Consider the following 22,892-nt stretch of genomic DNA (forward strand, 5'->3'; position numbering starts at 1 on the left):
GAGCCGCTGTTGTCTGTTGCTCCGACCATAGTAGTAGGTTGTTCGTACAAGTAAAGGGGGATTCTTGATTTTTCGGCGGACGGAAGTGGTTGCCATCCGCACGAAAGCTTCTAACTCAGCGGCCATCCCTCGTGAAAACAAAGCTGAGCTGTATCCCTAAAGGGGGTCAGTGAAAAAACTTCGCGTCAATGTAAGGATGGAATCGGCGCTCTTGAAGTAGCCAGATTCCGCTCGACGCCGCTACCTGCGGTTTTGTTCGGCTCGAGGCGCCGGCTACGCGGTGAGACGCGATTCCATCCTTACATTGACGCGAAGTTTTGTTCCAGGGGTTGTTAAGCGGGGGGATCCGGGCCCTCGGGCACGCCGGAACCGACTCGGCGCAAACGAAAACGGACCCCGAAGGGTCCGTAAAACTCGATGGTAGCCCGTACCAGATTCGAACTGGTGATCTCCGCCTTGAGAGGGCGGCGTCCTAAACCGCTAGACGAACGGGCCATGTAAACTGGCTGGGATGGAGGGAGTCGAACCCCCATTGACGGAACCAGAATCCGCTGTCCTGCCATTAGACGACATCCCAACAGCTTTGCGCGCGCTTCCGCTTGCGCAAGTAGGAATAATACGGCACCGGTTCTGTTTGCGCAAGCCCCATTTTTAGGGAAATTGCCGCGAGCGCTTTACCCGCCCTTACCCACACAGAACCCCGACAAAATACAAACCCCTCATTCCGTTCAAGGCTAAAAAATAACCACTCACAGACTCATTCTTTTTGATTGTTGAATTTATTGAAGGCCATGAGCCATACTCCCCGTAAGCTCATGGTGGCCACCGTGACTGAGCACCACACCCGAAACCCAAAGGGGGTTCGCCCAATGACCACTGCACCCGTACCCATCCCGCATAAGCGACCGACCAAGCTTTTGGGCTCGCTCGCCGTCGCCTACCTCGCCCTCTTCATGACCTACGCCGCACTCGTCTCAGTCATCCTTCCCCAGCAGATGCGCCTGCTCGACGCCGATAACGCCGTCGGCAACCTCGCCATCGTCACCTCCGTCTCCGCCTTCGCGACGATGTTCGTCCAGCCCATCGTCGGCGCCTTCTCCGACCGCACGCGCTCCAAGCTCGGCCGTCGCGCACCGTGGATCATCGTCGGCGCCATCGGCGGCGGCATCTCGACCATCCTCATCCAGTTTGGCAACTCCGTCTTTATAATCGGACTGTTCTGGGTGCTCATCCAAGTGCTCCTGAATGCCTTCCAGGGACCGCTCTCCGCCATCATCTCCGACCGTATCGAGTCCGAGGATCGCGGTCTCGCCTCCGGTATCACCGGTGCAGGCATGTCCATCGGTGGTACGCTCGGCACCATCATCGCCGGCCAGCTGCTGAGCCAGATCGGCGTCGCCTACACGTTCTACGGTGTGCTCGTCATCGTCGTCGCCATCCTCTTCGTCGTCCTCAATCCGGACAAGTCGAGTACGACCGAGACCCACGAGAAGATGGACTGGGGCGCGTTCTTCCGCGGCTTTCTCATTAACCCCCGTAAGCACCCCGATTTCTTCTGGGGCTTCCTTGGACGCTTCTTCATGACCCTCGGCTATCAGGCCGTCATGAACTATCAGCTCTACATCATCACCGACTACATCGGTGTCTCGGATGCCGAGGCGGGCAACATCGTATCCATCCTTTCGGTCATCACCCTTATCACCACCACCATCGCCAACATGCTCGCCGGCCGCGCCTCCGACGCGCTCGGCCGTCGCAAAATCTTCGTCGGTATCGCGACGCTGCTCATCGGCGGCTTCATCTGCATCCCGCTCATCTCCCCCACCGTCCCCGGCATCCTCATCTACGGTGCCTGCCTCGGCCTTGGCTACGGCACCTACTCCGCCGTCGACATGGCGATGATGGTCGACGTGCTGCCCTCCGGCGAAGACGCGGCGAAGGACCTTGGCGTGCTGAACCTCGCGGCGAACATCCCGCAGACGCTCACCCCGCTCATCGCCGCCGCGCTTCTGGGCGCCTTCAGCAACAACTACCAGGTGCTCTTCATCTACGCCGCGGTCGCCGTCGTGCTCTCGGCCATCTTTGTGGTGCCCATCAAGAAGGTCAAGTAACACGCGCCGGGCACACCCGCACCGCAGCTCACCGGCCGGGGCGGAGCGTCCGCCGACGTGCCGCCCCCCGCCTTGGGCATACGGGTGAACAATACGCATGGCCCCGCTTGGGGCGCAAGAGAGAGGAATCCCATGGCTCATATCCACTATGACGTTCACGACCGCGCACCGGTGGTGCGCACCACCTCCGGCTTGGTTGAGGGCCGCTGGCAAAATGCCTGTTCGGCCGCCTACCTAGGCATCCCCTTTGCCAAAGCGCCCGTGGGAGCGCTCCGCCTTGCCGCACCGGAGCCCTACCCTGCCTGGGAGGGCATCCGACAGGCAGTGGACTACGGCCCCACCCCGCAGCGCCGCCCCTTCGGCCCGGCGGTGACCATCCCCGAGCCGTCCATCCCCGGCGACGAGACCCTCAACGTCAACGTCTTCACGCCCGCGCCGCGCAACCCCACCGCCAAGCTCCCCGTCTTTGTGTGGATTCACGGCGGCGGCTACTTTGCCGGCTCGCCCTCCTCGCCCTGGTACAACGGACGGTCGTTCAACCGTGACGGCGTCGTGACGGTCTCCGTCTCCTACCGCCTCGGTTTTCAGGGCTTTGGCTGGGTTGAAGGCGCACCCCTGAACCGTGGCCTACTCGACCAGATCGCGGCGCTCCGTTGGGTGCGCGACAACATCGCAGAGTTTGGCGGCGACCCCAATAAGGTAACCATCGGCGGCCAGTCCGCGGGTGGCGGATCAGTCCTCGCACTTCTGGGCTCGCCCAAGGCGGCGGGGCTCTTCCGCGGAGTCATCTGCGAGTCGGGCTGCCTGAACGGCGTCACCCCCGCGCAGGCCGAGACCGTGGGCCGCGCCCTCGCCAAGGAGATCGGCGTCGAGCCCACGCTTGCCGGTTGGGAGAGCGTCCCGGAGAAGGCGATTCTCGACCACGAGCGCGCCGTGAACGAGATCGCCGACATCCCGCCCGCGCCCACCACGGCCGCCGAGCTCGTGGGCCAGGTGAAGCAAGGCTTTGTGGGCGACTCCAACCTCGCCTACGCCCCCACCATCGACGGCGCCGTCTTGCCCGAGCCGCTCGATTGCGCTTACGCCCACGGCACCGGCGCCAATGTGGCGCTTCTTATGGGCACGGTCCGCAACGAGTTCTCGTACCCCGTCCCCACCACCGAGACCCTCGACCACGCCGAGAACACCTTCCGCGCCGCCGGCCTTACCGAGGATGCCATCGCGCGCTTTGCCAACGAGGTGCACCGCATCGGCGAGCCGCTCATCGCCGGGCAGCTCATGACGACAAGCATGTTCCACCTGGGGCTCGCCCGCACGGTATCCGCACGCGAGGCGGGCGGCAGCGCAAACCGCACCTGGCTCTACGACTTTGCGCAGACCTCGGCGGTCTCCAACGCCTCGATGCACTGCGACGAGATTCCCTACGCCTTTGACGTGCTCGATGACCCCAAGGTGCTGACGGTGCTCGGCGCCGAGCCCTCGCAGAGCCTCGCCGACCGCATCCACGGCCGCTGGATGGAGTTTATCTCGACGGGCGCGCTCACCGCCCCAACCGTCACCGACGAGCCGATGGGTGCAATCCAGTTCCTCGGCACGGAGCGTTACGACGCGGGCGCCTACCGCTTTGCGCGGGAGCTCGCCGCACTCGCCCACTAGTATCGCAGCGATTCGGAGCCGCCAAGGCCGCGTCGCACGACAATCGGCGGGGCGCCTGGAGGAGATATCTCCGCCAGGCCCCCGCCGTTACTTTGGTCCGTTTGCCGGCACAGCCGCGCTGCGTCTACCCGTGCGCAGCCTACACCATATCCTGCAGAAACGTCTCGGCCGTAAGCGGGGTGCCACGCATGAGGTCTCCCACGTGGTCGATGAGCGCACGGCGCATGCGCATAAGCCCGCCCAGGAGCGCCGCCTCATCGTCGAGCCGGCCCGCCACAAAGCTCGTTACGCCGGGCACACCGAGCGAGGTAAAGCCGTTATCGACCGCCTGAATCTCGTCGCGATAGCGCTTGAGCCGTCCGCCAAGAACCACGCAGTCGGCGTTGAGAAGCGTGAGCGCGTTCTCGATGGCCACGCGCGTGCAGCGGACCGCCCTGTCGATCACCGCGCACACCGCAGGATCGCCGGCGGCGCGCCGGCTGCGCGCCTCGCGCAGGGCCTCGTCGGTACCGTGCTCGGCGCGATACTCCTCGAGCCCGCATGCCCGAATGATGGCATCGGCACCCGCATAGGCCGCAAGGCAACCGCGCTTGCCGCAGGTGCAAAGCTCGCCCTCCGCCTCGACCTGCGTGTGACCGATCTCTACCGCCGTGCCGAGCACGCCGCGATAGAGACGGCCCCGGATGATGAGCGAGCCGCCGTCGGTAACGTCGGGCGCAACGTAGAGCACGCCCTGCGGCGTCTCGATCGACTCGTCGTCGTAAAGCGCCCGGTACTCGGCCCATCCGGCGCAGGCGGGCGCACTGAGCACCACCACGGGCAAGGTCAAGCTCTGCTCGCGCAGACGCGTGGCGATCAGCGACCCAAGGTCTACCATGTCCCACCCAAAAGCTCCGATAGGAAGGATCGTGCTGTTGTCGACAAGCACGCCGATGGGCATGACCACCCCCACCGCAACAAGCGGGCGCTCGACCGACTCCGTGGCGCACTGGTCCAACGCGACGATCTGCTCGGCGGCAGCGTCGGCAAACTCCTCTACCGACTTTCCGTAAAACGTCTTAGGGGCATGCACGTCCATCAGGCGCGTCCCACCAAACGTCTCGAGGGCGGCGGCGATGCCGTCGCGCCGCAGCTCCACCACCGCAACGGGATAGGAATCCCCGGCGAGCGCAAGCTGTTTTTTGCGGCGGCCGCCCTCGGCCCGCATGGTATCGGACGTCTCGATCATGCCGGCGTCGATGAGCTCGTTCACGAGGAGCGTCACCGCACCCGGCGTGAGCCCCGTGGTCTCGCGCAGGCGTGAGCGGGAGCATCCGCGCGTGCGGGCGAGCTCGTGGAGCACGAGCGAGAGGTTATGGTCGCGGATCGACCGGCTGTTGAGTCGGCTCTCACCGCCCGGTTGACTCTGTGGCATGCTTTTCTCCTTCTGGTGGTGCCCCGGCAGCAAAGCCGCAGCCCCCACGTATCACAGCGCTATAAATAATACCCCCTTGCCTCCTACGACAATGGTGCAAATCGACGCGCGGGCATGCCCGGTGCCAACGGGGCGTTTCTATGCGATGTAGTATCGAGCTGTCGGACCTCTTCGGAGCATCGCAAAGGCTATCTTATGAAACGCATCGGCTTTCTCATCAAACCCGCCTCGTCGCTGTGCAACACGCGCTGTAGATACTGCCTTTACGCCGATGTCGCCGAGCACCGGGAGGTCGCGAACTTTGGCATTATGACCGATGACGTCGCGCACGCGCTCATCGACCGCGCGCTTGCCCCAGGCGACGACGCCGACATCACCTATGCCTTCCAGGGAGGCGAGCCCACCTGCGCGGGCCTTGCGTTCTTTGAGCGCTTCTGCGCCTACGTGGACGAACACGCGACCGCGTAGACCATCCACTACGCGCTTCGGACCAACGGCTACGTGGTGGACGACGTGTGGGCGGACTTCTTCCACCGCAACTGCAAGCGACTTAACATCGCCTACTATCGCGAGGATTACTGCGGCTACCGCGACTTTTTGGAGGATGCCGCTCCGGCCATGCAGCGCATCGCCCGGTCGCTCGCCCAGCGCTAGAAAAACCGGTACAAAGCCCCTGTCCCTTTGTACCGGTTGCGAGGGATGTCGGACCCTCCCGGGATGCGTCGGCAGCCGCGCTACACCACGCCGTGGCGATGCTCGTCGATGACCTCCTCGACGGTCTCGCCCGCGTCACCCGCAAGCGAGCGCCACTTGGGCGTGACGATCCGCTGTGCGGGATAGACGCCTCGGTGCCCGGCGACGAGATACCCCACAAACGACACGATTACAAAATAGGGCGCGGCGTGCCCACCAAAGAGGTCGATGCCAAGCATGATGGCCGTAATGGGTACATTGAGCGCGCTTCCAAAGAGCCCGACCATCCCCAACGCAGCCATAAAGGACGGCGCCGTCCCCATTACCGTGCCGAGCCAGCCGCCGAGCGCCGCGCCGATGCCAAACAGCGGCGTGACCTCGCCGCCCTGGTATCCCGCACCGAGCGTGAGCGCCGTCATAACGAGCTTGGCCGCAGCGTCCATCGGCGTGGTCTCGCCCTCAAACCCCGCCTGAACAAGCCAGGTGGAGAGGCCGGCGTAGCGCCACATGTCAAACAGGGCGTATACCCCCAAGAGAACAAGCGATCCCACGAGCGCCGCCACGAGATAGCTGGTGATCCGGGAGGCGTAGAGACGTTTGACCGTGCGGATGGCCGCCGAAAAGAGACGCGCCGCAATGCCGAACAAAAGGCCCGCCGCCACGGCGCAGACGATCATGCGGGGGTCAAGATCGGGAATACGACCGATGATGTAATCCTCGCGGCCCGCACCAAGAAAGCTCGCCACCACATCGCCCACAAACGAAGCCACAAGGCAGTAGATGCCTGCAGCATAGTGGAGCTTGCCCACAAAGCACATCTCCATGCCAAAGAACGCGCCGGCGAGCGGCGTGCCAAAGACCCCACCAAACGCGGCGGAGATGCCCGCCATCACAAGGTCCTGATGGTCATGCGGCTCGAGCCCCAGACGCTCCGAGACCGCCCCGGCGATGGTCCCGCCGATCTGCACCGCCGTGCCCTCACGACCGGCTGAGCCACCGGCGAGATGCGTCGCCACAGAGCACACAAAGGTAAAGGGCGCCATGCGCTTGGGGATGGGCCGCCCCGTCACTGCGCAGTCGATCACCAGATTGTTGCCGCGCTGAGCCCCCTTGCCGTGCGTGCGGTAGAGCCACGCGGTACCCACGCCCACCACGGGCAGCAGCAAAAAGACGGGCCAGCCGTGCGCCTCGCGAAAAGCCGTCACCGCGTCGAGCGCCGCAAGAAAGGCCCACGCCGCAACCCCCATAGGCACCGAGACCACCAGCACGAGCGCCATGAGCCGCGCGCTCTCGCGGAGGTCCCTTAGGCTCCGGCGCGCGTCGGTGGCAAACACCCGCTCCTGACGGCGCGCCGCACGCCACAGGGCCGATTTCGGCGTTTCTCCAGTCATGCAACTCCCCCTCGGCTAGAGCACCGCAAAGCGCACGAAATTATAGACGCAGATAGCGATGATGAGCACGAGGGCAAAGATGTAGAGCCTGTCGACCGCCGAACTGTCCACGCGCTTGAGAAGCCGCCGGCCCACCACGGAGCCCAGAACCGCCATCGTGCACATTCCAATAAGCACCACGGGGTCAAAGGCAGGCAGGGTGCCGCTCCCCAGTGTGTAGATAAGACCGGCCGTCTGCGAAAAGGCAATGATAAAGAGCGATGCCTCGGCGGCAAGTTTGCTCTCCATGGCAAAGAAAAAGACGAGGATGGCAAGGTTGAAGGGGCCGCCACCGATGCCGAGGAAGGACCAGCAGGCACCCGCCACAAAGCCGATCGCCGCCTGCGCCGCAGCGCTCTGGAGCCGCATGCCTGGGATGTGCCGCTTGTTGAGCGTGTAAACGAGCACAAGGACCGCAAGCAGGATGAGGATGGCCGCCTGCACGGCACCGACAAAGTCGGAACTTGGGAAGAGTGCGCTCAGCTCGTTAAAGACCGCCTTGCCCACAAGACCGCCCACCGCAGAGCCCACGGCAATGGGCATGAGGGCGCGCGAATCGATGGACGACTGTCGGGTTACGGCGTTTTGGGCGAGCGTTGAGAGCGACATAACGAGCACCGAGATGCTCGAGAGAAAGCTCACGGCGCTCACGCTCATGACGTTCATGGCGTCGACGATGGGCTTGATGATAACGCCGCCACCGATGCCGCAGAGCGGCCCTAGAAGCGACGCGAGAAAGCAGACGATAAATACCGGTAGATACGACAAGGGTTACCTCCCACCACGCAAGGCTCTTATCCAGGTGCTACGCCGCGCAGTATGCGGAGCATCGTTGCCATGGATCATGCCTATCATAGGAAAAGCATTACCATGATGTGGACGGCGTTGCGCATTTCTGAACAACGTTGCGCAACTTTAGTACGATACCCGTGCCGTTCCGCAACAATGTTGCCGCGCCTAGGCGTCGCGCCCGCTGCGAAGCGAACCCGAGCGGGACCCCAGGCGGTTCATCTCCATGCGCGCGGCATAGTGCTCGGCGTAGTCACCGTTAAAGATGGAGGCATAGAGGATGTCGAGCAGAAGCGCCGTGGCGATATTCATCGCAAAGTGCCCGAGGTTGCGCTCGACCTCCTCGCGTGAAGGCACGACAAGGGCAACGTCCGCAATGCGTGAGAGGGTGTTCCCGCCGCTCGAGGTGAGGGCGATGACCGGAGCACTGCGCTCGCGAGCAAGCCGGGCAACGCGGAGGATGCGCCCAGATTCCCCCGAATACGAAAGCAGGATGAGCGCGGTCTCGCCGCGACGCGCATGGGCAGCCCGGTAGAGCGCCGCCTCCACGCGAGACTCCACCACAACCGAGTGCCCAATCTTAAGCATCTTGTTCTTAAAGCCCTCGGCAAATGCGAGCTGAACACCCGATGCGGTAACTACGATCTCGAGCGCCGAGGCGAGAAGGCGGGTCGCCCTTCCGAGCGCGCGGTCGTCGATGTGCTCGAGCGTCTCGTCGACAATCTCGCGATAAAGCGCACCAATCTTGCGCGAGATAACGATGGGAGGCTCTCCAAGCTCAAAGGGGTAATTGGGGTCAACGCCCTCGTAATGCTCGGCCGCATGCCTCAGCTCCAAGCGGAAGGCATCGCGGAAGTCGTAATACCCCGCAAAGCCGAGGCGCTTGCAGAACCGCACCACGCTCGACGGGGCGATGTGGAGCTCGCGCGCGATGGCGCGGGCGCTCACCTGACCGATTCCCTCCCCGGCCTCGAGGAGGTAGCGCACGAGCTCCTGCTCCACCGCCGAGCCCGTCGTGCGCAGGGACATCAGATCCTGCAGCAGCACGATACCCACCCTCTCTCTGGTCCTACGCCCCCTACGCCCGACACGAAACGCTACTGACCAAGGCAGCCGGCAACCTCGCCCGCAAGCGTGATGGTACCGGCCGCCACCACAGGCTCGCCCGCGGCCGTCAGAGCATCGAGCGCCTCAGGCACGCTGCCATACACCGCTACGAGGTCGCCCTCGGGGCGCCCGAGCGCCGCAAGCCGCTCGGCCACCAAGCCGGCGAGCTCGCGGGCGGTCATCGCGCGCGTCGAGGCGGTCTGGGTCACCACCACGCGCGGGAAGGCCGGCACCAGCACGTCCACGATGCCTGAGACATCCTTGTCGGTAAGCGCCGCGATGAGGAGCGTCGGGCGCTCTGCCACGACGGGCGAGATCTCGTCCAGCGAGCTCACGAACATCTCGCACGACTGAGGGTTATGGCAGGCGTCCACGAGCACCAGCGGCTCGGCGCGCACCACGTCAAAACGCCCGGGCGTGGGGCACGTCGCCAGACTCTCCTCGAGCGTCACGGGGTCGAGCGCGCGGGCGAGGTACGCCTCGGCAAGTGCGATGGCACAGGCGGCGTTTTGTGCCTGGTAGGCGGGCTTGACGATACGCGGCGTGTAGATGGCGCGCGACGTCGTGGTAGAGAACACGCACGCGTCTCCCAGCCGTTTGGGCCGCTCGAGCACCACATGGTTGGCAAGCAGGGGCACTACGCCGCAAGCGCGGCAGCGCTCGTCCATCACGCGCTGCACGCTCGACTCATGCGTACCCTCGCCGAGCACGACCGCACGCCCCGGCTTGATGACGGCGGCCTTCTCGCCGGCGATCTGGGCAAGCGTGTCGCCCAGGATCCGCATGTGGTCGAGGCCGATCCCCGTGATGGCCACGGCCACCGGATCCGTCGCGCTCGTGGCGTCCCAACGCCCGCCAAGTCCGACCTCGAGCACCGCCACATCAACCGCCGCCTCGGCAAAGATCACCAGCGCAGCCACAGTGAGCAGGTCAAAGGGGGTGATGGTATAGGCGCGCTCCCCCGCCGCGATGCGGCGGGCATTAACGCGCTCCCCCGCCGCACGGGCCGCCGACACCCCGTGCGCAAAGGCCTCGTCGCTCACAACACGCCCGCCGATCTCCATGCGCTCGGGATAACGCACGAGCTGGGGCGAGGTGTAGAGTGCCGAGGTGAGCCCCTCTCCCAAAAGGATCGCCGCGGTAAAGCGCGCCGTTGACGTCTTGCCGTTGGTACCGGCAACCTGAATGCAATCGAAGTGACGGTCCGGCCGTTCGAGCTCGTCGAGCATGTCGATCACCGTCTCGAGCAGAGGACCGGCATCGCCCGAGATGGTGCCGGTATCCGCCGCCAGGGCAACGGCCTCGTCAAAGGGGAGCTCCTCCACGGCAAACGGCACACGATATCTGGGGAGACGCTGGTTGGGGCATGCCGCCTCACGTCCCGCCGTGACGGGCTTCTCGGGACTCAGGCTGGGTTGCAGCGGCGGCACTGCGCGTTCCTCGGCTTTACCCCGATCCGCCTCACCACGTTTACCCGGGGTGCAATTGCCGTTATTCAGCGTCTCCCTCGACGCGCCAGGATTGCAAACGGTCACGGCTCCTCCTCAATAGCTCTGGCATGCAGCAACCCATCCTAGCGCAACGCACGGACTGCGTCTCGGGTGCGTCAAGCGCTCCACTGCGAAACGCACGTGGCGGCGCGGGCGCTTACTTGAATGTTCAAGAACCCGTGGACAGGCCTCAAGAGTCCCGCAACACGCTGCCGTGGCCAAAATCTGGAGAAATCAACGTTTGAGAACGCACCTGGTTTCCGCAGCGCCATGGTGGCAAAACGGTTCCTGCATAAACGGGGAGTGAGCTCGTTCACTCCCCGTTTACCAGGCCAGGGAATCGTTGATTTCTCCGGATTTTGACCAAGCAGAGGCGGACGACCCAGCCTGATGCCCAGCAGCGCAAGAAATCGGACCCTCTTCCGTCACGACGCAGGCAACCGCGCGGTCATACGCATCGAGAGCGCCAAGCTCCCCGAGGCTCCAGACAAGCTGGGCGCTCCGGCAAAGTCCCAGCGCAACGCCCGAGAACCCCGCAAGAAACCGGTCGTAGTACCCGCCGCCATATCCAAGTCGAAATCCCTGCCGGTCATACGCAAGACCGGGCACAAGCGCCACTGCGTGTCGTAGCGCCGCAGGGTCAATCAAACGATTGCTGCATGCCTCGGGCTCGGGAATCCCCCAAGACCCGGGAGCAAGTGCGTCCAACTCACCTGGCCCGACTCGATACCAGCTCAGCGTATTGCCCGCGTTGCACCGAGGAAGCGCCACCGTTTTATCAGCGAGCCACGCCTCCTCAATGAGCGGACGCGTAGAGACCTCACTCCCCATAGCGTAGTAAGCGAGCACAACATCCGCCTGCCGCCACGCGGCAAGCGCGCAAACGCGCCGCGCAATGCGAGCATCTGCCGAGACGCGCGTCTCCGTTACCAACCCATCTCGTTCCGCCCGAAAGCGGCGCCTCAGCTCACGCTTATGCTCCGACACGCTGTTACCCATTGAGCCCCAGCAGGCGGAGGGCCTCCTCGCGGGTCTTGATATCGTTTTTGAACCCGCCGCGGACGGCAGAGGTCACCGTGAGGGCGCCTGCCGCCCGGATGCCGCGCATCGTCATGCAGGTGTGCTCCGCCTCCAGCACCACGAGTACGCCGAGCGGCTCGAGCTCGGCCATGAGCCCGTCGGCAATCTGAGCCGTCAGACGCTCCTGCAGCTGCATGCGGTGCGCGTAGCCCGAGACCGTCCGCGCGATCTTGGAGAGCCCGGTGATGCGCCCCGCGCGCGGAATGTAGACCACGTGCGCTTTACCGGTAAACGGCAGGATATGGTGCTCGCACATCGAGGAGAAGGGGATGTCGCGAACGATCACCATCTCCTCGTTGCCGCTCTCGGTGAACTGCTTGCGCAGGTGGGCCGCAGGGTCCTCGTCATACCCGCTAAAGAGCTCCGCGGCCGCCCGGGCAACACGGTCGGGCGTCTCCAGCAGACCGGGACGGTCGGGGTCCTCCCCCACCGCAAGCAAAAACTCACGGACCGCGGCGCGGGCGCGCTCAAGGTCGACTGCCATGGCTACTCCTTTACGTTCGCCGCGGACGCGGCATAAGGCGGTTATCGTCGAAAGGTTGCTTTGACCCGGATCACATGTCAACGCGCTTTGTGAGGGCGCGCTCCGCGGCCTCGACCACGTGCCGCATAAGGACGGCCGTCGTCACCGCCCCCACGCCCCCGGGAACGGGCGTGATGGCATCCACGATGGGCTCGACCTCGTCAAAGGCAACATCGCCCACAAGGGCGCCTGTCACAGGGTCGGCGTTGATGCCCACGTCGACCACGGTCTGGCCCTGACGCACGGCGGCAGTTCCAACGGTCGCGGCGTGCCCCGCGGCAACCACGAGCACGTCGGCGCGTGCGCACTCGGCGTCGAGATCGCGCGTGCGAGTGTGGCACATGGTGACGGTGGCATTGCGCGAGAGGAGCATGAGCGAGACCGGCCGGCCGATCACAAGCGAGCGCCCGACCACGCAGACGCGAGCGCCCTCGAGCGGCACATCCGAGCGCTCGAGAAGCTCCACCACCGCCTCGGCCGTGCAGGGGGCAAAACCTACCGTACGGTCGGCAAAGACGCCGTAGAGGGCACCGGGGGTGATGCCGTCCATATCTTTCTCGGGTGCGAGGGCACCGCAGAGAGCCTCCTCAACCAAACCCGCAGGCAGAGGACGAAAGATAAGGCACCCATGGACAGCGGCATCTGCATTGAGACGCTCCACGCAGGCGAGAAGCTCTGCCTGCGTCACGTCCTCGGCAAAGACCTCGCGCCGCACCGCAACACCGCAGCGCTCAGCCCGCTTGAGAATCCCCCGCTCATAGGCGAGGTCGCCAGGGGCCTCCCCCACACGCACCACAGCGAGCGTGGGAACGGTCCCGCGTTCGGCAAGCGCGGCAGCGCGCTCGGCGACCTCCTCTACAAGCTGGGCAGCCACCGGCGCGCCGCGCAGCAGCCTAGCCATGGGAGGCCTCCTCGCGGATCGCCTCGGCAACCGAAGTGGCGAGCGCATCGGCATGCGGTATATAGCGAGCGAGCAGGTCGTCAGCCTCAGCCTCGAGGTCGCGCGCCACCGGATCGTCGGGAAGGGGCGTGGTGTTGACGAGCACCGTCAAGTGCGCCGCACGGAGCGCGCCCGCCGCAAGCGCCGCCCCGCAGCCCACGTCGGAGCGCATAAGGCGGCTCCCTTTGGCGTCCATCTCGTCGAGAAGGTCGAGCGAACGGGCGCAGGCGCGCATGATCTCGATCGGCACCGAGCAGGCACCGCGCAGCGCGTCCTCGATGCGATGGGTCCGGTCGGGGTCGTCGGCGGGAATGCGATACGCTTGGGCGAGCGGCTCAAAGGCATGCGCATCGGCCTCAACGAGCGCCACAAGACGCGCCCGAAGGCCCTCGGCCTCGGCGAGCACGCGCCTGAGGTCGGGCTCCACGGCAGCATAGCGGGCCTTACCCACGGTAAAGTTCCCCGCCATCTCGCAAAGCGCCACAGCAAGCGCCCCGGCAAGCGCCGCAGCTCCGCCACCACCCGGCGCAGGCACCTTAGCAGCAAGCTCCGAAGCAAACGCCTCGCAACTCAAATCGGTAAGCTTATCCCTCAACAATCCAACCCTTTCGGTAGAAACATGCAACAAGCCCCAGGGAACCCGTCACCGCACTAACCCCGTCACCCACGCGATATCTAGACCACCGCGAATCAAGGCAGAAGGCGCAGGCCTCGGGGCCCGGCCGTCCGCTAAGGCGTTTCCCGCAGGCGCTCGCGCGCAGAGCGCGCGACCGCCGAGGACCACGCCCAGGCGGACGGCCGGACCCCGAGGCCGCAGGGAGCCAAAGCCTTAGAAGAGCCCCACAATTGTGCCGTCCTCCAGCACGTCGATCTTCTCAGCAGCGGGTACCTTAGGCAGGCCAGGCATCGTCATGATGTCGCCCGTGAGCGCCACCACAAAGCCCGCACCGGCCGAGACATTGAGGTTCCGAACCGTGATGCGGAAGTGCTCTGGCGCGCCGAGCACATGCTGGTCGTCGGTAAAGGAGTACTGGGTCTTTGCCACGCACACGGGCAAGTTGCCAAAGCCGTTGGCCTCGAGCTGCTTGAGCTGCTTCTTGGCGCCCGGGATGTAGTCGACCCCGTCGGCATGGTAAATCTTGGTGGCGATGGCCTCGAGCGCCTCCTCGATCGAGGCGCCGGACTCGTACGAGTAGTGGAACTCGTGCGGCTCCTCGCAAAGGCGCATGACCTCCTCGGCAAGTGCCTCGCCGCCAGCGCCGCCCTTTGCCCACACCTCAGAGAGCGCCACGTTAACGCCGAGCTCGCGGCACTTCTCCTCCACAAGCGCAAGCTCTGCGGGAGTATCCGTGGGGAAGGCGTTGATGGCGACCACGCAGGGGAGCCCGTACACGTTGCGGATGTTAGAGACGTGCCGCAGGAGGTTGGGCAGGCCCGCCTCGAGCGCCTCGAGGTTCTCGGTCGTGAGCTCCGCCTTGGGCACGCCGCCGTTGTACTTGAGGGCGCGCACCGTGGCAACCACTACCACGGCGTCGGGGTCGAGCCCAGCCATACGGCACTTGATGTCGAGGAACTTCTCGGCACCGAGGTCCGCGCCAAAGCCCGCCTCGGTCACCACGTACTCGCCAAGCTTGAGGGCGGTGTCGGTCGCCTGTACGGAGTTGCAGCCGTGCGCGATGTTGGCAAAGGGGCCACCGTGCACAAAGGCCGGCGTGTGCTCGAGCGTCTGCACGAGGTTAGGCTTGATGGCATCCTTGAGGAGCGCCGCCATGGCACCCTCGGCATGCAGGTCGCTCGCGGTCACGGGCTCGCCGGCATAGGTATAGGCCACGACCATGCGCCCCAGGCGGCGCTTGAGGTCCATGAGGTCGGAGGCGAGGCAGAACGCCGCCATGACCTCAGAGGCCACGGTGATGTCAAACCCGTCCTCGCGCGGGACGCCCTGCATCTTGCCGCCCAGGCCATCCACGATGTGGCGGAGCTGGCGGTCGTTCATGTCGACGGCGCGCTTCCACACGATCTGCTTGGGGTCGATCCCAAGGGCGTTGCCCTGCTGGATGTGGTTGTCGAGCATTGCGGCGAGCAGGTTGTTGGCCGCGCCGATAGCGTGGAAGTCGCCCGTAAAGTGAAGGTTGATGTCCTCCATGGGCACCACCTGTGCGTAGCCGCCGCCGGCCGCACCGCCCTTGATGCCAAAGACCGGGCCGAGCGACGGCTCGCGGAGCGCGAGCACCGCCTTCTTGCCAAGCCGGTTGAGCGCGTCGGCAAGGCCGACCGAGGTGGTGGTCTTGCCCTCGCCCGCCGGCGTGGGGTTGATGGCCGTCACGAGCACGAGCTTGGCCTTGCGCGGAAGATCCTTGAGGGCGTGGATGTCGACCTTGGCCTTGTACGTGCCGTAATGGTCGAGCTGGTCCTCCGTGAGGCCCACCTTGGCGGCGACCTCCGAGATGGGGAGCATCTCCGCCTCCTGCGCGATCTCGATATCCGACTTGTACTCTGCCATGCCGCAACCCCTCTCTTACGGTTGAAACGTATGCACTAGCATAGCCCATGGAGAAAAACAGGGCGGGTCCGTTTTCTCAAACGCGAGAAAAACGGACCCGCCCCACGATGTGACATTGGGAACAGGTTACTTTGTCACGTGACCATATAACCTGTCCCCGTTGTCACAGATACCTAGGCGAGGTCCTCGCCGTTGGTGGCGATGACCTTCTTGTACCACTCGAAGCTCTTCTTCTTGGAGCGCGCGAGGGTGCCGTTGCCCGCGTCGTCGCGGTCGACGTAGATAAAGCCGTAACGCTTGGACATCTCACCCGTCGAGGCCGAGACGAGGTCGATCGGGCCCCACGTGGTGTAACCGAGCATCTCCACGCCGTCCTCGGTGATGGCGTCGCGCATGGCCTCGATGTGCTGGCGCAGGTAGTCGATGCGGTAGTCGTCGTTGATGGAGCCGTCGGGCTCAACCTCATCGCGGGCGCCGAGGCCGTTCTCCACCACAAAGAGCGGCTTCTGGTAGCGGTCCCACAGATCGTTGATGGTGATGCGGAAGCCGAGCGGGTCGATCGCCCAGCCCCACTCGCTCACCTTGAGGTAAGGGTTCTTGGCGCCCTTGAAGGCGTTGCCCTCGGTCTCTTCGGCGTCGCTTCCCTCGCCTGCGACGCAACGCGTGGAGTAGTAGGAGAACGAGATGAAGTCGACGGTGTTCTCGGCAAGCACCTGACGGTCCTCGTCGGTCATACCGATGTCGATACCCTTGCGCTCGAGCTGCTTGAGCGCGTAGGCCGGATAGTACCCGCGGCTCTGGACGTCCACGAAGAAGTAGTTCTCCTGGTTGGCGAGCTGCGCGGCGCGCACGTCTTCGGGGTTGCAGCTGTAGGGGTAGTAGGTACCGGCGGCGAGCATGCAACCGACCTTCATCTCGGGGTCGATCTCGTGCGCGATCTTGGTCGCCCAGGCGCTCGCCACAAGCTCGTTGTGTGCGGCGAGGTACTCGACGGCCTCGCGGTCCTCGCCTTCCTCAAAGACCAGGCCCGCACCCATGAACGGCAGGTGCAAGATCATGTTGATCTCGTTGAAGGTCAGCCAGTACTTAACGAGCCCCTTGTAGCGCGTGAAGAGAACCGTCACGAGCTTCTTATAGAGATCGATGAGCTTGCGGTTGCGCCAGCCACCGTACTCCTTGATGAGGTGGATCGGGCAGTCAAAGTGCGTGATGGTGACGAGCGGCTCGATGCCGTACTTCTTGCACTCGCGGAAGAGGTCCTCGTAAAACGCCAGGCCCTCCTCGTTGGGCTCGTCCTCGTCGCCGTTGGGGAAGATGCGCGTCCAGCCGATGGAGAGGCGATAGGTCTTAAAGCCCATCTCGGCGAAGAGCGCGATGTCCTCCTTGTAGTGGTGGTACATGTCGATACCGACCTGAGCGGGATAGTAGTAACCGTCCTCGAAGTCGAGCATCTTGCGCAGGCCCGCCATCACGGGACCGCGGTCTGCGCCGTGCGGGATCACGTCAACGTTGGCAAGGCCGCGCCCACCCTCGTTGTAGCCGCCCTCGCACTGGTTGGCAGCGGTCGCGCCGCCCCACAGAAATCCCTCGGGAAATGCCATATCGGCCTCCTTGACATCGAGCGCCCACACCCGGCGGACGCGCCTGCAAACAGTCATATTGTCTCATGAGGTGGGGTGCTTCGGGGCCGACGACACGCCCCAATCGGTCGACGGAGAGTCGCAGCGTAACAATGGGGACAGGTTAAGTTGTCACGCGACAACATAACCCGCCCCATTGTCACATAGGTGCTACGAAAGGTCGGCGAGCTGCGCCTTGAGCGCCGCGATCTCGGCCGTGAGCTCCTCGGCGCGCTCGCGCTTCTTGGCCACGACTTCGGGCGCCGCCTTGGCGATAAAACCCTCGTTGGCAAGCGTCCGCTCGGCGCCGGTGAGCTCCTTCTCGGCCTTGACGACGGCCTTCTCGATGCGCGCGCGCTCGGCCGCAAAGTCCACGAGGTCGCCCACCACCACGTAGGCGTCAAAGTCCGGGCCGGCGAGCGCGATGGAACCCTCAGGCTTCTCGACGTCGAGACCAACCGTCACCGCCTCGGCGTTGGCAAGGCTCGCAATAAAGCTCGCCATGTTGCCGATCGCCTCATTGACCTCAGGCGCATGGGCGAGCACCACCACAGGCAGCTGCTCCTTGGGGCTGATGCGGTAACGGGCGCGCGTGGAGCGCACGTCGGTCACCACGGCGCGCGTGAGCTCAAAGGCGCGCTCGGCCGGCTCGTTGACCCAGCGGTCAAACTCCTCCGGCTCCGGCCAGCGGGCGATCATGAGCGCCTCGGCGCGATCGGTCTCGCCGGTTGCCGGGTCAACGTCGAGCCAGCTTACAGGCATGGTGTCCCAGATCGCCTCGGTCACGAAGGGCATGAAGGGGTGCATGAGACGAAGCGACGTGTCGAGCACAAAGATGAGGTTCCGCTGCGCCTGCAAGCGGGCAGCGTCGTCCTTGAGGCGCGCCTTGGTGACCTCGACGTACCAGTCGCACACCTCGTTCCAGAAGAACGCCTGCACTCCGCGGACCGTATCGCCAAAGGCGTAGGTCTCGATACCCTCGGTCACGGCGCGCACCTGCTTGGCCAGGCGGCTCATCATCCAGGCATCCGCCTCGGTCTCGGCCACGGGCTCGCCAGGGGTGTAGCCCTCCATATTCATGAGCAGGAAGCGGCTCGCGTTCCAGATCTTGGTCACGAAGGCCCGCGCCTGCTCGGTGCGGGGGCTGCCCAGGAACTCGTGGGTCTTCTTGTCGATGTCGGCGTCGAACTTGACGTCCTGGTTGTTGGTGAAGAGCGACAGCAGGTTGAAGCGCATCGCGTCGGCACCGTACTTGTCCATGAGGTCCATGGGGTCCACGCCGTTGCCCTTGGACTTGGACATGCGGCTGCCGTCCTTGGCGAGGATCGTCGGGTAGATGACCACGTCGCGGAACGGCTCCTCGTTAAGGAAGTACTCGGAGCTCATGACCATGCGGGCAACCCAGAGCGCGATGATGTCGCGCGCGGTAACGAGCGCGGTGGTGGGGTGATGCCCCTCAAGTTCCTCGGGGCGCTGCGGCCAGCCCTGCGTGGCGAAGGTCCACAGCTGCGACGAGAACCAGGTGTCAAGCACATTATCGTCCTGATGGACGTGGTGGCCGCCGCACTTGGGGCACACGTCAGCGTCCTCCATGAGGGCGTCCTCCCACCCACAGTCCTCGCAGTAGAATACGGGGATGCGGTGGCCCCACCACAGCTGGCGCGAGATGCACCAGTCTTTGAGGTTCTTCATCCAGGTGAGGTAGGACTGCTTCCAGCGCTCGGCGTTAAAGCGCACGCGGCCCGAGGTCACGGCATCGATCGCCGGGCCCTTAAGCTGGTCGACCGCCACGAACCACTGCTCCGAGAGCCACGGCTCGAGCGTGGTATCGCAGCGGTAGCAGTGCATGACGGAGTGGTCGTGCTCCTCGATGTGGTCGAGAAGCCCGTGCTCCTCAAACCACGCCACCACGGCCTCGCGGCACTCGTCGCGCGTCATGCCAGAGAATTCACCGTAGCCATCGACCACGACGGCGTGCTCGTCGAAGATGTTGATCTGCGGCAGATTGTGCGCCTGGCCCATGGCGTAGTCGTTGGGGTCGTGCGCCGGGGTGACCTTGACAAAGCCCGAGCCGAAGCCCGCGTCCACGTGCCAATCCTCGAAGATGGGGATCTCGCGGTCGACGATGGGCAGCATCACCGTCTTGCCCACAAAGGCCGCCTTCTCGGGGTCCTTGGGAGAGACGGCCAAGCCCGTGTCGCCGAGCATGGTCTCGGGGCGCGTGGTTGCCACCACGATGTAGTCCTGACCGTTCACCGGCTCGGTGAGCGGGTAGCGCAGGTGCCACAGGTGGCCCGACTCCTCCTGGTACTCCGCCTCGTCGTCCGAGATGGCGGTGGTGCAGGAGGGGCACCAGTTGACGATGCGCTTGCCGCGGTAGATGAGCCCGGCGTGGTACCAGTCGCAGAAGACGCGGCGCACGGCCTCGGCGTAGTCGGCGTCCATGGTAAAGCGCTCGTTCTCAAAGTCCACCGAGCAGCCCATGCGCTTGATCTGCTCCTTGATGGTGCCGCCGTACTCGCGCGTCCAGTCCCAGCAGGCCTCGATAAAGGCCTCGCGGCCCATCTCGAGGCGGTTCTTGCCCTCGGCTTTGAGCTTCTTGTCGACCTTGGTCTGCGTGGCGATGCCCGCGTGGTCGGTGCCCAGGATCCACTGCGTGGAGCGGCCGCGCATACGCGCCTCGCGCACGATGGCGTCTTGGATGGAGTCGTCGAGCGCGTGGCCCATGTGGAGCTTGCCGGTGACGTTGGGGGGCGGGATGGTGACGGTGCAATCGCCCACACCGGGGCGGCGCTGGTAGTACCCGCCGGCGAGCCACTTCTCGAGGATCTTGGGCTCCGTCTCGGCCGGATCGTAGGTCTTGGACATCTCTTCTGCCATGATGGTCCTTTCTGCAAACGGTAGGCAGAAGGATAGCACAGCACCTGAGCAGGTTTCTGCCGTGTTACCCTGAGTGAGAATAGGGGGACGGGTGCGTTTTTCTCAATTTTGAGAAAAACGCACCCGTCCCCCTATTCTCACTCGGAAAGAAGATAGGCCAGGAGATCTTCCGTGCGATTGGGGACCTCGCCCGCCATGGTGGCCTCGAGCGCGCGGTCGAGCATACGCCCGATGCCCGGGCCCGGGGCCACGCCCGCAGCAATGAGGTCGCGCCCCTTGAGGGCAAGGGTCGCGATGCTATACGCTTCACCGTTGGCCACTAGCTCGCGCACCATCTCGCGCATCCGCTCAATGTCGTCGATGTAGCCATGGCAGCTCGGTGCCTTGCCAAGTGCATCGGCGCGCTTAAGGTCAAAAAGCTCGTTCATGAGGCGCGGGGTATCCAGAGCGGTTCCCGCAAAGAGGCGCATGACCCCGAGCAGGTTGGTGCGCTCGGCCCGCATCGGACGGTCGTGGTAGCGAATGAGCAGGCTCGCCTCGCGGATGAGCGGCGCAGGTTGCGCAAGACGGTGCATGATTCCCTCCGCGAGCTCTGCCCCACGCTCAGGGTGACCATAAAAGTGCCCCCGCCCGTGCTCGTCGAGGGTAAAGCAATCAGGCTTGCCGATATCGTGGAGAAGGGCGGCCCACATGAGCGAGGGCGCGGTGTTCTCCTCCCCTGCCGCAGCGAGCACGCGCGCCGTATGATCGTAGACATCATAGATATGGTAGGGGCTCTGCTGCGCAAACCCGCGGCAGGCCGCAAGCTCGGGGATAGCGGCGCACATGAGCTCGGGGTAGCGCTCAAGGGCCTCTCCCCCGCGCCCCGTGGCGAGGATGCCCGAGAGCTCGACCCCCACACGCTCGCGCGCCACGGCGTCGAGCAGCGGCGCGCAGGCGGCAAGCGCCTCCGCCGTAGCTGGGTCCATCGCAAAGCCCAATCGGCAGGCAAAGCGCACCGCCCGGAGCATGCGCAGAGCATCCTCCTCAAAACGCCGCCACGGCTCCCCCACCGCCCGGATGAGCCCGCGCCGCAGGTCGCCTCGGCCGTCGTAGAGGTCAAGAAGCCCGCGCTCGGGGTGCCAGGCCATGGCGTTGACGGTAAAGTCGCGACGCGCGAGATCCTCCTCAACGCTTGAGGCGCGTACGATCGATTCCGGATGCCGCCCGTCGGTATAAAAACCGTCCACGCGGTAGGTCGTCACCTCGATGCGCTCGCCCGAGGCAAGGCCGGTGATTCCGCCAAACCGCGTGCCCGACTCCACCACGCCGATACCCGCCGCGCTGAGCGCCTGGGCGCTCTCTTGCCAAGAGCCGGAGCAGCACACATCGATATCGTGGCTCGGAGCGCCACGGAGCGCGTCGCGCACCCAGCCGCCCACAAACCACGCCTCGAGCCCGGCGGCCTCGAGTGCGCTCAGCACGCGGATCGCCCCCTCGCTGGGGACGGTACCGCAGAGCGCGTGCCCCGCAAGCGTTGTGTCGAGCGTAGCTGCCATCGGGCCTCCCTTGGTCGGAGTCCAGTATAGCGGCAGACGTGAGACCCGTGGAGCCGACGCCCACCGCACAAAGCCCCCGTGGCTCCGGAGACCATCGCCACCCACCCCAACGCAATGGGGCGTCCCGCGGCAGAAAAACCGCGGGACGCCCCAGAAATCGCACTATGCAGCGTATGTGCAGCGCTTAGAGCTTGCGAACGGTCACATGCTTAGCGTACTCGTCCACATGGCCAAAGTCGCCCAGGCCCACGCTCTCGGCAACGTTGGCACCCGTCGCCATGGCGTACTTGAGCGCCTCCTCAACGTTGCTGCGATCGTCGTACCACTTGTTGAGGAACGCGGCGAGCGTGCAGTCGCCAGCGCACACCGAGGACACGAGCTTGATGTTAAAGTCGCGCTTGGCGTACCAGATGTCCTCACCGTTGGAGAAGTAGGCGCTGCCGCGGCTGCCCATGGTGAGGAGCACGTTCTGGACACCGTCGGCATGAGCGAGCTCAAGGGCGCGCTTGGCGTCGTCGTCGGTATCGATGGTGACACCCCAGATGGCCTTCATCTCGTGATGGTTGGGCTTGATGAGCAGCGGGCCGGTCTTGGCGAGGGTCTTGAGCTTGTCACTCGAAAGGTCGAGCACCACGTCGGCACCCTTGGCCTTGGCGTGCGCGACGACCTGATCGAGGAAGTCGGGCGAGGCCTTGGGCGGCACGGAGCCGGAGATGATGAGGCACTCCATCTCAGAGGCACCGTCGATGATCTTGAAGAGCTCCTGCTCGTACTGCGGGGTAAGCGGCGCACCGGGGTTGAGGATGCCGTACTCGCTCTCGCCGTCGTTGACATAGGCGCAGATGCGCGTCACGCCGTCGATCCAGACCGGCTGGCAGAAGCAGCCCATGTTCATGGTCTCCTCGACGATGAACTTGCCGGTAAAGCCGCCAAAGAAGCCGAGGGCCACGGAGTCGCGGCCAAACTTCTTGAGCGCGAACGACACGTCGAGACCCTTGCCGTTGGGCGTGTAGCTCGCCGAGTAGGTGCGGACGTTCTCGTTGGCCACGAGCGACGGGCTCGACACCGTCATATCGACCGCAGGGTTCGCGGTAAGCGTATAGAACATAAGCCCTTCCT

Annotated in this window: 17 protein-coding genes and 2 tRNA genes; 4 read left to right on the forward strand and 15 right to left on the reverse strand. The window is 64.8% G+C overall.

What is annotated here, in order from left to right; genetic code table 11:
• Nucleotides 1–418: 418 nt before the first annotated feature.
• Both B5G20_RS05470 and B5G20_RS05475 read right to left on the reverse strand, forming a co-directional pair.
• Nucleotides 419–495, reverse strand: a tRNA-Glu gene (locus B5G20_RS05470).
• 8 nt (nt 496–503) lie between these two features.
• Nucleotides 504–577, reverse strand: a tRNA-Gln gene (locus tag B5G20_RS05475).
• A 292-nt stretch (nt 578–869) separates the two neighbouring features.
• On the opposite strand from B5G20_RS05475, the gene B5G20_RS05480 reads away from it, so the two are divergent.
• Together B5G20_RS05480 and B5G20_RS05485 are read left to right on the forward strand one after the other, a co-directional pair.
• The gene (locus tag B5G20_RS05480) at nt 870–2,111 is read left to right on the forward strand and encodes an MFS transporter (RefSeq protein ID WP_158094398.1); all 1,242 of its coding nucleotides are present in this window, start codon (nt 870–872) and stop codon (nt 2,109–2,111) included.
• Between the two features lie 132 nt (nt 2,112–2,243).
• Nucleotides 2,244–3,767, forward strand: a complete 1,524-nt coding sequence (locus B5G20_RS05485) for a carboxylesterase family protein (protein ID WP_087355780.1) — start codon at nt 2,244–2,246, stop codon at nt 3,765–3,767.
• A 139-nt stretch (nt 3,768–3,906) separates the two neighbouring features.
• Here B5G20_RS05485 and B5G20_RS05490 read toward each other — a convergent pair whose 3' ends face one another.
• Nucleotides 3,907–5,181, reverse strand: coding sequence for an ROK family transcriptional regulator (locus B5G20_RS05490; RefSeq protein WP_087355781.1), 1,275 nt, complete (start codon nt 5,179–5,181; stop codon nt 3,907–3,909).
• A 195-nt stretch (nt 5,182–5,376) separates the two neighbouring features.
• Between B5G20_RS05490 and B5G20_RS05495 the strand changes: the two genes are divergently transcribed.
• Complete coding sequence (locus B5G20_RS05495; RefSeq protein ID WP_087355782.1) at nt 5,377–5,649, forward strand: hypothetical protein; 273 nt, start codon at nt 5,377–5,379, stop codon at nt 5,647–5,649.
• A gap of 36 nt (nt 5,650–5,685) precedes the next feature.
• Nucleotides 5,686–5,835, forward strand: coding sequence for a hypothetical protein (locus tag B5G20_RS10335; RefSeq protein ID WP_158094399.1), 150 nt, complete (start codon nt 5,686–5,688; stop codon nt 5,833–5,835).
• Nucleotides 5,836–5,915: 80 nt separating this feature from the next.
• Here B5G20_RS10335 and B5G20_RS05500 read toward each other — a convergent pair whose 3' ends face one another.
• From B5G20_RS05500 to B5G20_RS05560, 12 genes are all read right to left on the reverse strand, one after another.
• Entirely contained in the window at nt 5,916–7,265 is a 1,350-nt protein-coding gene (locus B5G20_RS05500; protein WP_087355783.1) for a chloride channel protein, read from the reverse strand.
• Between the two features lie 15 nt (nt 7,266–7,280).
• Nucleotides 7,281–8,072 carry a sulfite exporter TauE/SafE family protein gene (locus B5G20_RS05505; protein WP_087355784.1) on the reverse strand — a complete coding sequence of 264 codons (792 nt, stop codon included), beginning with the start codon at nt 8,070–8,072 and terminating at the stop codon, nt 7,281–7,283.
• A 189-nt stretch (nt 8,073–8,261) separates the two neighbouring features.
• Complete coding sequence (locus B5G20_RS05510; protein ID WP_143750230.1) at nt 8,262–9,140, reverse strand: MurR/RpiR family transcriptional regulator; 879 nt, start codon at nt 9,138–9,140, stop codon at nt 8,262–8,264.
• Nucleotides 9,141–9,190: 50 nt separating this feature from the next.
• Nucleotides 9,191–10,537, reverse strand: a complete 1,347-nt coding sequence (locus tag B5G20_RS05515) for a Mur ligase family protein (protein ID WP_087355821.1) — start codon at nt 10,535–10,537, stop codon at nt 9,191–9,193.
• 1,144 nt (nt 10,538–11,681) lie between these two features.
• Nucleotides 11,682–12,254, reverse strand: coding sequence for a GTP cyclohydrolase I FolE (folE, locus tag B5G20_RS05525; RefSeq protein ID WP_087355787.1), 573 nt, complete (start codon nt 12,252–12,254; stop codon nt 11,682–11,684).
• 70 nt (nt 12,255–12,324) lie between these two features.
• Nucleotides 12,325–13,194: a bifunctional 5,10-methylenetetrahydrofolate dehydrogenase/5,10-methenyltetrahydrofolate cyclohydrolase gene (locus B5G20_RS05530; protein WP_087355788.1), complete on the reverse strand. Its 870-nt coding sequence runs from the start codon at nt 13,192–13,194 to the stop codon at nt 12,325–12,327.
• A complete protein-coding gene (locus B5G20_RS05535; RefSeq protein WP_087355822.1) occupies nt 13,187–13,828 on the reverse strand; it encodes a cyclodeaminase/cyclohydrolase family protein in 642 nt (213 codons plus the stop codon). The genes B5G20_RS05530 and B5G20_RS05535 overlap by 8 nt, the downstream gene beginning before the upstream one ends.
• Nucleotides 13,829–14,062: 234 nt before the next feature.
• Entirely contained in the window at nt 14,063–15,736 is a 1,674-nt protein-coding gene (locus B5G20_RS05540) for a formate--tetrahydrofolate ligase (protein WP_087355789.1), read from the reverse strand.
• A gap of 173 nt (nt 15,737–15,909) precedes the next feature.
• Nucleotides 15,910–17,337, reverse strand: coding sequence for a 6-phospho-beta-glucosidase (locus B5G20_RS05545; protein WP_087355790.1), 1,428 nt, complete (start codon nt 17,335–17,337; stop codon nt 15,910–15,912).
• A 189-nt stretch (nt 17,338–17,526) separates the two neighbouring features.
• Entirely contained in the window at nt 17,527–20,235 is a 2,709-nt protein-coding gene (locus B5G20_RS05550) for a valine--tRNA ligase (protein ID WP_087355791.1), read from the reverse strand.
• A gap of 137 nt (nt 20,236–20,372) precedes the next feature.
• Complete coding sequence (locus tag B5G20_RS05555; RefSeq protein WP_087355792.1) at nt 20,373–21,773, reverse strand: CCA tRNA nucleotidyltransferase; 1,401 nt, start codon at nt 21,771–21,773, stop codon at nt 20,373–20,375.
• A gap of 184 nt (nt 21,774–21,957) precedes the next feature.
• The gene (locus B5G20_RS05560; RefSeq protein WP_087355793.1) at nt 21,958–22,881 is read right to left on the reverse strand and encodes a hexose kinase; all 924 of its coding nucleotides are present in this window, start codon (nt 22,879–22,881) and stop codon (nt 21,958–21,960) included.
• Nucleotides 22,882–22,892: the final 11 nt, after the last annotated feature.

Origin of the sequence: Collinsella sp. An7, assembly GCF_002159335.1 — a bacterium.
Classification (GTDB): Bacteria; Actinomycetota; Coriobacteriia; order Coriobacteriales; family Coriobacteriaceae; genus Coprousia.